Source organism: Nonomuraea sp. NPDC002799 (genome assembly GCF_053592075.1).
In genome coordinates this window covers 496,640-510,009 of the sequence record NZ_JBSFVA010000002.1, presented here as the reverse complement: position 1 = coordinate 510,009, position 13,370 = coordinate 496,640, and the positions used below count along the sequence as shown (strand labels likewise).

At 69.2% G+C, this 13,370-nt stretch carries 10 protein-coding genes; 5 read left to right on the top strand and 5 right to left on the bottom strand.

Going from position 1 to position 13,370, the window contains the following annotated elements:
• Positions 1-131: 131 nt before the first annotated feature.
• Positions 132-3,110 (bottom strand): tetratricopeptide repeat protein, encoded by a 2,979-nt coding sequence (locus tag ACWD0F_RS06145; protein WP_449872823.1) that lies wholly within the window; start codon positions 3,108-3,110, stop codon positions 132-134.
• A gap of 397 nt (positions 3,111-3,507) precedes the next feature.
• Between ACWD0F_RS06145 and ACWD0F_RS06140 the strand changes: the two genes are divergently transcribed.
• From ACWD0F_RS06140 to ACWD0F_RS06125, 4 genes are read left to right on the top strand one after another with little or no spacing between them, the layout of a single operon-like run.
• Positions 3,508-4,026, top strand: coding sequence for a MauE/DoxX family redox-associated membrane protein (locus ACWD0F_RS06140; RefSeq protein ID WP_449872822.1), 519 nt, complete (start codon positions 3,508-3,510; stop codon positions 4,024-4,026).
• Between the two features lie 20 nt (positions 4,027-4,046).
• Positions 4,047-4,580 carry a TlpA family protein disulfide reductase gene (locus ACWD0F_RS06135; protein ID WP_449872821.1) on the top strand — a complete coding sequence of 178 codons (534 nt, stop codon included), beginning with the start codon at positions 4,047-4,049 and terminating at the stop codon, positions 4,578-4,580.
• Positions 4,577-6,406 (top strand): ABC transporter ATP-binding protein, encoded by a 1,830-nt coding sequence (locus ACWD0F_RS06130; protein WP_449872820.1) that lies wholly within the window; start codon positions 4,577-4,579, stop codon positions 6,404-6,406. Before ACWD0F_RS06135 ends, ACWD0F_RS06130 begins: the two co-directional genes overlap by 4 nt.
• Entirely contained in the window at positions 6,406-6,948 is a 543-nt protein-coding gene (locus tag ACWD0F_RS06125) for a S26 family signal peptidase (protein ID WP_449872943.1), read from the top strand. The genes ACWD0F_RS06130 and ACWD0F_RS06125 overlap by 1 nt, the downstream gene beginning before the upstream one ends.
• Here the strand turns inward: ACWD0F_RS06125 and ACWD0F_RS06120 are convergent.
• The 4 genes from ACWD0F_RS06120 to ACWD0F_RS06105 form a co-directional block, all read right to left on the bottom strand.
• A complete protein-coding gene (locus tag ACWD0F_RS06120; protein ID WP_449872819.1) occupies positions 6,854-8,383 on the bottom strand; it encodes a prenyltransferase/squalene oxidase repeat-containing protein in 1,530 nt (509 codons plus the stop codon). The genes ACWD0F_RS06125 and ACWD0F_RS06120 overlap by 95 nt on opposite strands.
• A gap of 24 nt (positions 8,384-8,407) precedes the next feature.
• Positions 8,408-9,331 (bottom strand): terpene synthase family protein, encoded by a 924-nt coding sequence (locus tag ACWD0F_RS06115; protein WP_449872818.1) that lies wholly within the window; start codon positions 9,329-9,331, stop codon positions 8,408-8,410.
• A gap of 13 nt (positions 9,332-9,344) precedes the next feature.
• Entirely contained in the window at positions 9,345-11,282 is a 1,938-nt protein-coding gene (locus ACWD0F_RS06110; protein WP_449872817.1) for a cytochrome P450, read from the bottom strand.
• Between the two features lie 118 nt (positions 11,283-11,400).
• On the bottom strand, positions 11,401-12,396 hold the full coding sequence (locus ACWD0F_RS06105) for an AraC family transcriptional regulator (RefSeq protein ID WP_449872816.1): 996 nt from the start codon (positions 12,394-12,396) through the stop codon (positions 11,401-11,403).
• 91 nt (positions 12,397-12,487) lie between these two features.
• On the opposite strand from ACWD0F_RS06105, the gene ACWD0F_RS06100 reads away from it, so the two are divergent.
• A complete protein-coding gene (locus ACWD0F_RS06100) occupies positions 12,488-13,357 on the top strand; it encodes an NAD(P)H-binding protein (protein ID WP_449872815.1) in 870 nt (289 codons plus the stop codon).
• The last annotated feature ends 13 nt before the right edge of the window (positions 13,358-13,370 follow it).

Below are 13,370 nucleotides of genomic sequence, written 5' to 3'. Positions count from 1 at the left end.
CGGGAGCCGCGGCGGGCGGCGACCAGTTATGAGCTCACCGATCGGGACATGAGATCCTCACGCCCGCTCCGCGACGTCCGCGCCGGCGAGCACCTCGCCGAGATCGTGGTCACGGAGGAGGAAGAGGAAGGTCAGTCAGCGCCGCTCTGCGAGCTGTCGAGCTCGGCCAGCTGCCGTACGATCTGCTCTGCGCTGATGTCGTCGATCTGGGAGACGTCGAGATCGTCGAGGATCCCCAGTGCCTGGCGCCAGTGCTCACGAGCTTTGTCGTACAGGAAGAGATCGCGGAACACCTGGGCGAGGCCGTCATGAGCGCGAGCCTGGTCGCCGGGCTGTCCGAGACTCCTGGCCAGGTCGAGAGCGGCCAGGTGGCGTGAGAGCGCCAGGTCCAGGTGACCGGTGGCCCTGACCGTGTCGGCGAGTCCGTGGAGAGCCTCGAGCTCGCCATTACGATCTCCGATCAGCTTCGCCACACGCAGGGCGTGCTGGAGATGGTCGATCGCCTGCCGATGATGGCCTTGGGCCAGGTTGGTGTGGCCGAGGCCGTGCAGAGCGTTGAGCTCGCTGGCAGGTTCGCCGATGGCGCGGGCGAGATCGATGGCCTGGTGGAAGTGCTCGGTGGCGAGCTCGTACCGCCGCTGGCGGCGAAAGACATGAGCGAGGCTGTTCAATCCGGCGAGTTCACCGGTGCGGTTGCCGGCCAGGCGGGCGAGCTGCAGGACCTGCCGGTACCGCTCGGCTGCCGACTCGTACTCGCCCTCCATGTAGTGGATGTTGCCCAGACCCCGTACGGCGGTGAACTCTCCCGTGCGGTCGCCGATGCGCCGTGCGATCCGCAGGGCCTCGCCGTAGCTGTCAGCAGCCGCTTTGTGCCGGCACTGGCGCCGCTGAATATGGCCGAGTCCGATCAGAGCCTTGGCCAGAACCGCACGGTGATCGATGTCCCTGGCGATGTGGAGAGCCTCGTTGAAGTGGGCAAGGGCGGGCTCGTAGTGGGTATGGCCGTAGTCGGTTTCGCCGAGGTCGTGCAGGGCGATGGCCTCGTAGCCGCGGTGACCCAGCGAGCGGGCGGCGTCCAGAGCCTGGGTGTGAAGGGCGTGTGCTTCGGCGTAGCGCGCACGGGTGTGAAGATAGTCATGCAAGATCGCCGACAGCCGCATCGTGTGCGCCGGCGAGTCGTTCTCCGCGGCATTGCCGGCCACGGCCAGCAGGTTGGTGATCTCGCTGTCCAGCCATTCGGTGGCCTGCAGCGGCTCCTCGAGCGACGAGCCGGAATCATCGGGGTGAACGACGGCCACCGCGGCCGCTGCGGCCTCGGTGTAGTGGTCGAACAACGATGTCAGCGCGATCCGTCGGCTCGCGTCGTTCTCCAGGCGTTGTGCGGTGTCCGCGGCATGCGCACGGATCAGGTCGTGGAACCGGAATCGGCCTGGGCTTGGCTCGTGCAGCAGGTGACATCCGGTCAGGTCGTCAAGGAGCCGCTCCACCTCTTGTTTCGAGGTCTGGGTGAGGGCGGCGGCGGCAAGGGTGTCGCAGTCCGGCCCAGGGTGCAGGCCGAGAAGCCGGTAGAGGCGCTGCTGACCGGTCCCAAGATGGTCATAGGACAGGTCGACGGTGGCGGAGAAGCTGCGGCTGCCGGTGTTGAGCTCCGCCAAGCGATGGCGCTTGTCGTGCAGTCGCGTGGCGAGGTACCGGGCGGTCCAGCTCGGCCTTGCGCGGAGACGGGCTGCTGCGATCCGGATCGCGAGCGGCATTCGCCCGCACAACTCGACGATCTCCTCGACCACGTCGGGCGGGTGATCTCTACCGGCTATGCGGGTGAACAGGGTGGACGCATCGAGGGCGGGGAGGATGTCCAGCGACAACTGCCGGCCGCCGTCGATGCCGCTCAGCGTTCTCCGGCTGGTGATGAGCACCAGGCAACCCGGAGCGCCGGGCAGAAGCGGCTGGACCTGCTCCTCGTCGACCACATTGTCCAGCACGAGGAGCATGCGCTTGTCGGCGAGCCGGGTGCGGAAGCACGCGGCTCTGGCGTCCAGTTCACGTGGAATCTGTGCGCCCGGTATGCCGAGCGCCCGCAACATGCGGTCGAGCGCGTGACCGGGCTCGACCTGCCGTACGCCACGGGTGAAGCCGTGCAGGTCGATGAAGACCTGACCGTCGGGAAAGCGGTCGGCCAGCCGATGACCGGCATGTACAGCCAGCGCGGTCTTGCCGATCCCGGCCATCCCGTCTATCGCGACGATCGCCGCGTGCACCGGCGAGATCAGCTGCTCCAGCTCGGCCGGCCGGCCGGTGAAGGTCGGCAGATCGCCGGGCAGTTCCCGTGGAACAGGCAACGCCTTCCACCCGGCGGAGGTCACCGGGGCGGGAGGGTCACGGAGCAGGTCCTGGTGGAGTTGCTGCAACTGCTCGGGAGGGTCCAGCCCGAGCTCCTCACGCATCCACTCGCGGGCTCTTCGATAGATCTCCAACGCCTCAGATGTGCGCCCGGTGCGATGGAGCTCGCGCATCAGCGCCGAGGTCAGGCGTGGCCGGTGTGGATGCTCGCCGGTCAAGGTCATCAGCTCGGCGAGCAGCCCGTCGAGCCTGCCCAGCCGCAGGCTCGTCTCGATGCGCTCTTCGATCGCGGTCAGCCGTAGTTCTTCCAGGCTTCTGCCGATCGGCGAACGAACCGCCTCGGTCGCTGCCCCGGCCAGCGGCGGCCCTCTCCACAAGCTCAACGCCTGGTCGAGCAGCGTCAGCCTGTGCTCGTCGTCGAGGCACTGATAAGCGCCGGCGAGCAGGGTGCGGAACCGGTGGACATCGATCCGCGAAGGATCGCATCGGAGGAGATATCCCGAGTCCTCAGTGTCCAGGCTGATGCCGTGGTCGCGGGCGTTGGCGCCCGCCAGCACACCGCGCAGCCTGCTGACGCAGGTGTGGATCATGCCCCGGGCGGTGCGCGGCGGGTCGTGCGGCCAGGCCAGCGCAATGAGCCGATCGGTGGAAATCGGTTTGTTGGCCTCCAGCGCGAGCATCGCCAGCACGAACTGCTGCTTACGAACCCCGAGGCCGATCGGCCGGCCGTCCATCCTGATCTGAACTTGTCCAAGGAGAAGGATCTCCACGCTGATCCCTTTCGGACACGGCGCTTTTCCCGCCAATCAGATCAAACCAAAGCACCCGGTGATTGCAAGAAAAAAACCAGGCCGAGGTGAGAAGGAATCAAGAGGCGGGTGTCACCGTGGCAGACATGGTCGGCCTGTCTCGCAGGTGTTCGTCCAAGCCAGGCGACCCGAACAGAAAGGAACCCCATGGCTGCTCTCGTCGATCGACTCGGTGGTCTCGTCGCACGCGTCCTTCCCGGGGCATTCCCGCAGATCACCGCCAGCGCTGTCACCTGCGTCTGGGAGTACCGATGCACCTTGGGCGGGACCTACAAGAGGCGTTGCTGCAACGACGCCGGCACCAGGGTGTGCGGTTCGTGGCAGAAGGTCTGCAGCTGTTGCTGAGAGAGGGCGTCGCGTGACCTCGGTGGCGCTGGCGCTGCGCCTGGTGCTGGCGGTGGTGTGTCTGGTCGCGGCGGTGACGAAACTGTCCGGACGCGGGTCGTTCGCCGCCTTCGTCGGCGAGTTGGCCGCCGTGGGCATCGCGCCTCGCATGTGCCCGCCGGTCGCCATGGCCATCGTGGTCGCGGAGGTGACCGTCGCCGCTCTGGCTCCTTGGCCCGCTACGGGCCTGGCGGGCGCCGTGATCGCGAGCGGGCTGATGATCGCGCTGACCGCCGGGGTGGCTCATTCGGTACGGCGGGGCTCTCCGGCGCGCTGCCGGTGTTTCGGCTCCGGCGGCGGCCGGCTCACCCGGGTCCACGTCGTGCGCAATACCGGCCTGACGGGTGTCGCGGTGCTGGCTGTGGCCATGACCGCCGCCGTGTCCCGGCAGCCGCTGGATCCGGTCGGCGTGGGGATCGCCGCCACGGCCGCCGGGCTCGCGGCGAGTCTTGTCATCTTCTTCGAGGACGTCGCCGCCTTGGTCCGGCGCTGAGCCGTACGGAAGGAAAAGGCATGATCGCATATCTGTGGGCGGCCGTGACGGTCACCGGGGCCACGGCCGCAGTGGCTTTGGGCCTTGTTCTCCTCCTGGGACGCCGGTTGCGGGAGCTCAAGGACATGCTGGACACCAGCGGGATGCCACTCGGGCCTGACCTGCCTGAGCCGGGCAGGGCGGTGCCCGCGTTCGACGCGACCACGACCTCCGGAGACCGGATCACGCAGGCCGATCTGGCCGGGCCCGACGTCGTCGTGCTGTTCCTGATGGAGTCCTGCGCGTCCTGCGTCAGCCTGATCGCCGGGCTGCGCGAACGACCCGTTCACGAGGGTCCGTCGCCGATCGCCGTGCTCGTGGGCGACGGCCCGGAGCGTGACAGGCTGGTCGGGGAGCTGGAGCCCGTGGCACGGGTGATCCATCAGCCGGATGGCGAACGACTGGCCGGCGACTTCGGCGTACACGGCTTTCCCGCGGTCCTGCTGGTCGGTGCCGGGGTGATCCGCAGCGCGTCGCACCGTCTGTCGGCGGTCCCGAGAGAGGTGCCCGCGTGATTTCCGGCCCCACGGGGCTGGTGCGCCGGGCCGGCGGGGCGATCCGGCTCATCGCCGCCGCCGCGCCGGGTTGCTCGATCCTCCTGCTGGTCCTGGCCCTCGTCGAGGGGTTGCTGCCCGCGATCGCCGCATGGGGCGTCAAGCTGCTCCTCGACGAGGTGGCTCTCGGCGCCGGGGCTTCGACCGAGCGTGTGGTGACGGCGACGACGATGGTCGTGCTGTCCGGGCTGCTGCTCGGTGTGCGCGGCAGCGTCAACGGCTTCGTCAGCGCCCGCCTCCGCCGCGCTGTCGGTCTGCTGGCCCGCGACCGGCTGCTCCGCAGGGTCAATGCCTACCCGGGGCTTGCGCCGTTCGAGGATCCCGACCGGCTCAACCGGCTCAAGCTGGCCGAGCAGTCCGGCGAACAACTCCCGGAGGAGCTTCCGGGGGCCATCGTGTCGACCCTGCGTAGCGTGATCATGGCGGCTGGGTTCGTGACCGCACTCATGATCGTCTGGCCGCCGATCGTCGCCCTGCTCCTCGCGGCGGCCGTACCGACGATCTTCCTGCAACTTCTGCAGGGTCGTCGGCGAGCACATCTCGACGAACGCGTCACACCACTGATGCGTCGGCTCTGGTTCTTCCAGACCCTGCTCACCGATGCGAGGGCGGCGAAGGAGGTGCGGCTGTTCGGTCTCGAATCGCACCTCCACGGCAGGACGCTGGGCGAGCTGCGCCGTGCTCACGCGGCCGAGGCCGGCCTGGATCGGCGGGAGCTACGTCTGGACCTGCTCCTCGAAGTGATGGGCGCGGCTGTGGCCGCGAGCGGCGCCGTGGCCGCCGCCTACCTCGCGATCAATGGACGCATCTCCATCGGCGACGTCTCCATTTTCCTGGCGGCCGTCGGCGGGGTCCACACCGCCATCGGCAGCGCCGCCGACGCGTCCGCCACCGCCTACCGGGGGCTCCTGCTCTTCCGCCACTACCAGGATCTCGTCGACCGGCCCGAGCCCGCGCGGGAACGGCCGGAGGTCACAACGCCCCCGCTGCGGCGCGGCATCGAGCTACGCGACGTGTGGTTCCGCTACGGAAACGACCAGCCGTGGGTGCTGCGCGGGGTCGACCTCGTCATTCCGTACGGCGCCGCCGTCGCGCTCGTGGGTCGCAACGGAGCGGGCAAGAGCACGCTCGTCAAGCTCCTTTGCCGGTTGTACGAGCCCACCGCCGGCACCGTCTACTGGGACGGCGTGGATCTGCGCAGCCTGCCGGCCCATGAGCTGCGGGCCCGCATCGGCGCCGTCTTTCAGGACTTCATGACCTATGACCTGACGGCAGCCGAGAACATCGGGCTCGGCAGGTTGGCCCTCCGCGACGATCGCGCGGCGATCCGGGCAGCCGCCGAGTCGGCGGGCATCGACGCGGCCCTGTCCGCTCTGCCGGGCGGCTACGACACCATGCTGAGCCGGGTGTACGAGCCCGACGATCTGGACGGCGCCTCCGGCCTGCTGTCCGGCGGTCAGTGGCAGCGGCTGGCGCTGGCTCGCGCCTTCCTGCGGGCCGACGCCGATCTGATGATCCTCGACGAGCCCAGCGCCGGGCTCGACGCGGAGGCCGAGCACCAGATCCACCAGCGCCTCACGCAGTTGCGATCAGGCCGGACAAGCATCCTGATCTCTCACCGGTTATGCGCCGCACGCGACGCCGACGCCATCGTCGTGCTGGACCAAGGACAGGTCATCGAGCAGGGCGGTCACGGCGACCTGATGGCCGCGGACGGCACCTATGCACACTTGTTCCGGCTCCAGGCGGCCGCCTATCGCAAGCCGGACGAAGTGGCCGTCACGTGATGGCCGTCATGGGTGTTCTCGCAGGCGGCCTGCTGCTCATCTCGGCGCTACGGCGGCTGTTCGTGGTGGTCACCGTGGCCGGTGACAGCATGCTGCCCGCCTATCGCTGCGGTGATCGTGTCCTTGTCCGGCGTCGCGGCCTGCGTCACATCCGCTCCCGTGACGTGGTCGTCGTGCGGATGCCGCTGGGCGTGCCGGATCACCCGTGGGTCATCAAACGCGCCGCGGCCGTTCCAGGAGAGGGCGTACCGGCCGCGCTCCGTGCGTCCCTGCCCTCGGGAGAAGGTGCTGTCGTGCCTGCCGGACGGTTGCTCGTTCTCGGTGACAACTCCGGGTGGAGCACGGACTCTCGTCACGTCGGATACCTCCATGGCTCGGACGTGCTGGGGCTGGTCGTACACCGGCTGCCTGCCGCCCCTGAGCCGGTCGGCGTGACCCCGCCTCAGCTCAGTTCGCGCCGCCTTCGGCTTCCGGGCAGGCGCTCAAGTGACCCAGGGCCAGCAGGGGGAAGATGTCGGCGAGTGCCGCGACGCGGAAGGTGAAGGGGCGTGGTCCGATGGAATCGGGCACGGAGTGCATTCCCCCGTCGGATTGTTGCGTGCTCAGCAAATAGCGCACGCCGTCGGTGATCATGGGTCCCGGTGGTTGCCCGGACAGGATGATGAGCGCGTACGCCGTGCTGATGGCATCGCTGGGCCGGCCGGTGTGGTGTCCCCAGCCCCCGTCGGCGTTGCGCATGTCGCGCACGAGGCGGAGCGCGCGATCGATCGGCGGGCCTGCTGGGGCGCCGTTGTTGCGAACGGCGAGTACCGCGCGGAATACGGTGTGCAGGCGGCTGCGGCTCCAGTCGGGAGGGAATCCGCCGTCGGGCAGTTGTTGTGCGGTCAGGAAGGTGACGGCGTCGCGGATGAGACCGGCGTAGCGTGCCTTTTGTGGGGCGAGGGCATTGCAGGCTGCGGCGGTCATGCAGGGTTCCGAGGGCGCCGCGGCGTTGTAGGTGGGGAAGCCGCCGTCGGCGCCGCGGAGCCGGAGCAGTGCGGTCAGGCCGCGTTCTATGGGCCGGTGATAGTGCACCGGGTCCGTTCGCTGCAGGAACTCCAGGCATACGGAGATGTCGTCGGCGTCGGTTTGGCGAGCTTTAGGGGTGTAGGCCCAGCCGCCGTCGGGTCGCTGCCGGCGGGCGAGATGGTCGGCGATCGTGCGCAGGGTGCCGGTGGGTGCTCCGCTGCTGCTGAGGGCGACTCCGGCGGTGGCGGTGCACCAGATGTCGGTGTCGGTGACGAAGGGGATCCCGCCGTCGGCCCGCTGGTGGGTGAGGAGTTTTCGGATGCCGCGATCTACCGCGCGGGTGGTGCCGGGGAGCCGTGCCAGCGCATGGAGGACCCACAGGTGGATGTGCAGGTTGCCCTCCCATATCCAGGGCGTGCGTTGTGTGGAGTGCAGCAGGCGTACGTCCTCGTCCCGGACCCGGTCGAGCCGGCCGGCCAGAGCGTTGCGGATGACGCCCAGCGCGGCCATCTGGACGGCGGCCCAGGCGTGCAGCCCATGGGTTGGCGGCTCGACCGGGTCCGCGTCGATGGGCGTCGCGCCGAGCAGGCACAGCAGTGTTTTCAGGAGTATCTGCTTACGGGCGCTGGTGAATCCGGGAACCTGAGCGAGGAACTGCTGGACCAGCAGGGGACTGTGCGCCGGCCGCCCGTCCAGTGCCGCGGAGATCAGGATCCGGTCGAGCGGATCGCAGCGGTCGCGCCGGAGCCGCAGATGGTCCGCGAGCCGGTCGAAGGCGCAGGAATGACCTCCCACCCGGCGCAGCAGGGTGAAGGCGAGCACCGTTTCGAGCACCCTCGCGTCACACGGACTGCGGAGAGCGCCGTCGGGGGAGATCCTTTCGAGCAGGTGCTCGCGGAGCGCGGCAGCCGACTCCACCACGGGTGGCGGGAAGCTGCGGCGCGGACCGTAGGGCCGGAGTGTGAGCACCGCAGTCCTTTCGCGCGATCAGGCTCAGGTGATGGAGGACCGGTAGCGGCTGGTCTCGAAGCTCCAGTCGAGGCTTCCGCGGATCAGGCTCTCGATGCCGCTCAGATGGCGCTCAGCCGCGGTTGTCCGGCGGGAGCGGGTGAGGAACGCCGCCCGGGTGCTCTGGTAGTCGGTCAGGCGGCCGGCGATCCAGTCCAGTGTGGTCTCGGTCGCCGCTCGCAGGTCGCCGTTCAGGTCTCGGCCGCGGATGAGCACCATGTTGTGGACTTCGCCGGCGGCGACCTCCTTGCCCTGCGAGAACACGTCATTGATCGCGCAGGCGATCTCACCGGCGGTTCGGCGCAGAGCCAGGTACTCGGTGGAGCGGTACAGATCGCCGGGCAGGCTCGCGTCCTCGGCCGGCGTGACAAGGTCGGTGAGTGTCATCCAGCCGGAGGTGTGCAGGCGTGCGGCCAGGTAGTCCGGGAGGCCAGGGCTGACTCCTGCGGCCCGGGCGGCCGCCTCGTCACGGATGCCGTCCGCGAAGCCTTGCACGCTCTCCGCCCAGCGCAGCCGCCACTCGTCATCGACCAGGGGCAGCCATCGCTCTGTCAAATCCCCCAGGCACCGCAACACGCGTTCCCTGGGCGGCCGAGCCCGCCCGGAAAGGACGTGACCCACCCGGGCGGCGGCCCGGGTGGCGCGGCTCGGTGTTCCGGCCGGTCCGCCCGGGTCGCAGTAGTCGTCGTACAAGAACAGCCAGACCACGGTCTCGGCGATACGCGCGAGCACGGCAGGACGGGCCCGTGGGTACATGCGGCCGGCCAGCAGGTCGTACCGTGCCGCGCGGCCAACGGCCGCCGGCGGGATCCCGCACCGTCGTGCCCAGGCCCGCAGGCTGCTCGCGAGCATGCCGGTGTGCGGGTTCAGTCCCGCCGGAAACGGAACCGTGAGCCGGGAAAGCGGCATGGGGTGTGCTCTGTCAGCCGTTGTGCCCGAACATGCGCGGCCCCGGCAGCGTGGGGTCGCTTTCGGCGAACATCGCTATCATCGCCGTCACGAAATCGGCGCAGGTGACCAGGCCGTCGCCGTCCTGATCCATGAGCTTGAAGACCTCCTGGCCGATGCTCCGGTCGATGTTGACGGCGTCGTACATCTTCAGGTAGACGTCCAGGCTCATGACGCCGGAACGCTCCGGGTCGCAGCCCAGGAAGAGCGCCTCGGCCACGGTTTTGAGCGTCTGGTCGAGATAGTCCGGATCGGACGTCATCCCGTTCGCCACGGCGACGACGAACTCCTCCCTTCTGACCGTACCGTCGGCGTTCGAGTCACAACTTCGGCGCAGGTGATCCCACCAGCCCAGGTACGCCTCATGGATGGCCTGATGAGCCGGGGAGCCTGGCTCGGAAGCCAGGGCCTGGCACATCTTGTCCGCCTTGCGGGCGAAGTCGGCGTACTCGATGGTGCCGTTCCTGTTGGCGTCGAAGACGTCGAACGTGGCGGCGATGTTCTTGCGCTGCAGGGTGGACAGGGTCATCTCGTTCCCTTTCGGATGCGGGCGAGCGAATCTCGCCTCGACGGTCATGTGCAGGAAGTCAGGCCGGAGCGTGATCCGCGCCCGCGGACGCACCGGTCGTGCCGAGGCGGGCCGGCTCAGCCGCCGGTGCTGGGCGATCGTGGCCAGAGCGATCATGGCGTTGGTCAGCGCGAAGGCATCCGCGATGCACTTGCGGTTACCGGCGCCGAAGGGGATCGCGGCGCCGCGCGGCATGGCGGCGCCACGCTCGCCCAGCCAACGGCCCGGGTCGAACCGTTCTGGGTCCGGGAAGCCGCGCGGGTCGCGGTGCAACAAGTAGGGGCTGTAGGCCAGGTGCGCCCCCGCCGCAATCGCATGTCCGCCGAGGGTGGTCCGGGTCTTGGCAGTGCGGGTGAGCACCCACACGGGTGGATAGAGGCGCAGCGACTCGTTGACGACCGCCCGGGTGTACGCCAGCGTCGGCAGATCAGCAGCCCGCACCGGCCGGCCGTGCAGGCGGTTGTCGACCTCCGCGTACAGCCGCCGCCGGGATTCCGGGTTCTGGTCCAGGAGCAGGAGCGTCCAGGAAAGTGCGCCGGCCGTGGTCTCGACCCCGCCGAGCAGGAAGGTCTTGATCTGGTCGTGCAACAGCGCGGCGGTGATCGGCCGGCCCGTCCGCTCATCCGGTGTCGTCAGCAACATCGACACCAGGTCGCCGCGGTCCCGGGGATCGTGCCGGCGTTCGGCGATGATCTGCTCGACCACATTCCGCAGCGTCGCCTCGGCTCGCGCATATCGGCGGCCGGCTTTGACGTCGAGCTTCCGCAACATCGGGACCGGGGCCGTCAGCCGCCGGTAGATCTCGCTGAACACGATGCTGACCGCGGTGAACACGTCGGCCGCCGTTCGGTCGAGCCGCGACTCGATGGCTTCGGCCGACAGCAGACATTGGACGGTCACCGCCATGGTCAGCTCGGTCATCGCCCGGTTGACGTCGATGACCTCGCCGCCGGCCCAGCCTCGTACCAGAGCCTCCGCTCTGGTCTGCATGACGGTGCCGTAGGCGGCGATGCGGTCCGGGTGGAAGGCGGGCTGGGTCATCCGGCGCTGGCAGCGATGATCCGCACCGTCTGCGATGAACAGCCCGTCTTCGGCCACCGCGCGAAGCCGGTCCACGAACGGACCGCCCTTGCCGAAATCCCGGGCCCGGCCGACGAGCATCTCGTGCACCAACTCCGGCCGGCACAACACGTAGACCGGCTTCGGCCCGAACATCACCCGCACGATGTCGCCATGGCCGGGCAGGGAGGCCAGGAGGCCCAGCGGGTCAGCCCGCAGTTGCCGCGCATGCCCGAGTAATGGCAGGGCGCCCGGAGCGGTACAGAGGGTGAACGCCGGATGCATCGGAAAACCTCCGTAACTATATGTCTTCATATAGTTACGCTAAGTATTCACTTTCTCTACTTGGAGACGGTGACGAAAGGCTTACTTTCCGTCACAACCCCCGACGAGTTTCATGTGATCACTGGCGTGGTGCCACTACGTCGGGTTCGCTGCTCTGGGGTTCCGCTCGGCTCTGTCGTCGGTATTTGCCGGGTGCGGTGCCGTACTCCCGCTTGAAGGCGGTGGCGAAGGCGAACTCCGAGGTGTAGCCGATCCGGGTGGCCACCTCGCCGAGCGGGGCGTCGGACTGGCGGAGATGCCGGGCCGCGGTGGTCATGCGCCACCAGGTCAGATAGGTGAGGGGCGGCTGGCCGATCAGCGTGGTGAAGCGCCGGGAGAAGGCCGCCCGCGACAACCCCGCCTGGGTGCCGAGGGTCTCGACCGTCCAGGGGAGCGCGGGGTCCCGGTGGAGGGCGTGGAGTGCGGCGCTGATCGCCGGGTCGCCCAGTGCCGCGGCCCAGCCGACGGTCGTGCCGCGTTCGGACTGTTCGTCGAACCAGGCGCGCAGGATGTAGAGCAGCAGCACGTCGAGCAGGGCGGGCACGACGGAGTCGGCGCCGAGGCGGGGGTTGTCGAGTTCGCCGCCGAGGAGGTCGACGGCGGCGCGCAGTTCGGGGCGGTGGCCGAGGCGGGCGGGCAGGTGGACGATCTCGGGCAGGTCGGCCAGGAGCGGATGGGCTCGGCCGGGGTCGAGCTGGTATCCGCCGCAGAGGGTCACGGTGGCCGCCGGCGAGCCGTCCTGGCCGGGATTCCCCACGGTCGCGGAGGCGTAGCGGTCTTCGAACCGAGGGTCGTTCAGTGGGTCGCAGGCGGGTTCGGACAGTGGGGTGGCAGGGCTGTCGGCCAGCGCGTAGCCGCTTCCGTGGGGCAGGAACACCACGTCGCCGACGTTCAGCGCGATGGGGGCGCCGCCGTCAGGGGGGATCAGCCGGCACGAACCCTGCAGGACCACTTGAAAGCCGGCGGAGCCGCGCACGGTGGGGAACCGCTGCCCCCAGGGGGCGTGCCATTGAACGCGCGCCGAGCGGGGCTCTCCGGCGCGCATCGCGGCGATCACATCACTGAGTACGTCCACATCGAAAGTCTATCGTGAAGCCTCCATGAAGACTCAGGCACATAAAATCGAGATTATTACACATTGAGTGTCTCTCCTTATCCCCATACGGTTGAGCTCACACGAAGTGATCAACCGCTGGGAGTCGTTCATGCCGGGGCAACACAGGATTCTGGTGATCGGGGCGACCGGCACGGTCGGCCGTCAGGTCGTGGCGCACCTGCTGGAGGCGGGGGCCGAGGTTCGTGCGCCGGCCCGCGATCCCGGAACGGCCGGCCTGCCGGACGGCGTCGAGGTCGTGCGGGGCGACCTGGCCGATCCGCACACCCTGCACGCGCCCCTGGACGGGGTCGAGGCCGTGTTCCTCCTCTGGCCGTTCGCCACGGCCGAGGGGATGCCCGCGGTTCTGAGGGTGGTCGCCGCGCATGCCCGCCGCGTCGTCTACCTGTCTTCGGCGGCCGTGCGCGACCACGAACGACAGGTCGAGCAGATGATCGAGCGGTCCGGGCTGGAATGGACGTTCCTACGGCCGCACGCCTTCGCGGCCAACGCCTTGCGGTGGGCCGAGCAGATCCGCGCCGAGGCGGTCGTGCGCGGGCCGTACGGCGCGGCCGCCATGCCCCCGCTGCACGAGCGAGACCTCGCGGCGGTCGCGGTGCACGCGCTCGGCGGCGGGCACGGCGGCGCTATCCATGAGCTGACCGGGCCCGAGACACTGACCCAGGCCGAACAGGCAGGCATCATCGGGGAGGTGATCGGCCGCCCGGTGCGTTGGGAGGAGACCTCGCCGCAGACCGCGCGGCAGCAGATGCTCACCCGGGGCTGGCCACCCGCGGCCGTGGACGGCATCCTCCAGGCTCAGGCCGAGATGGTGTCCGAGCCGAAAGCGACCACGGCCACGGTGGGAGAGGTCACCGGAGCCCCGGCACGCACGTTCCGCACGTGGGTGCGTGACCACGCCGGCGAGTTCGGCGGCACCTGAGGGCCGCCGTCAA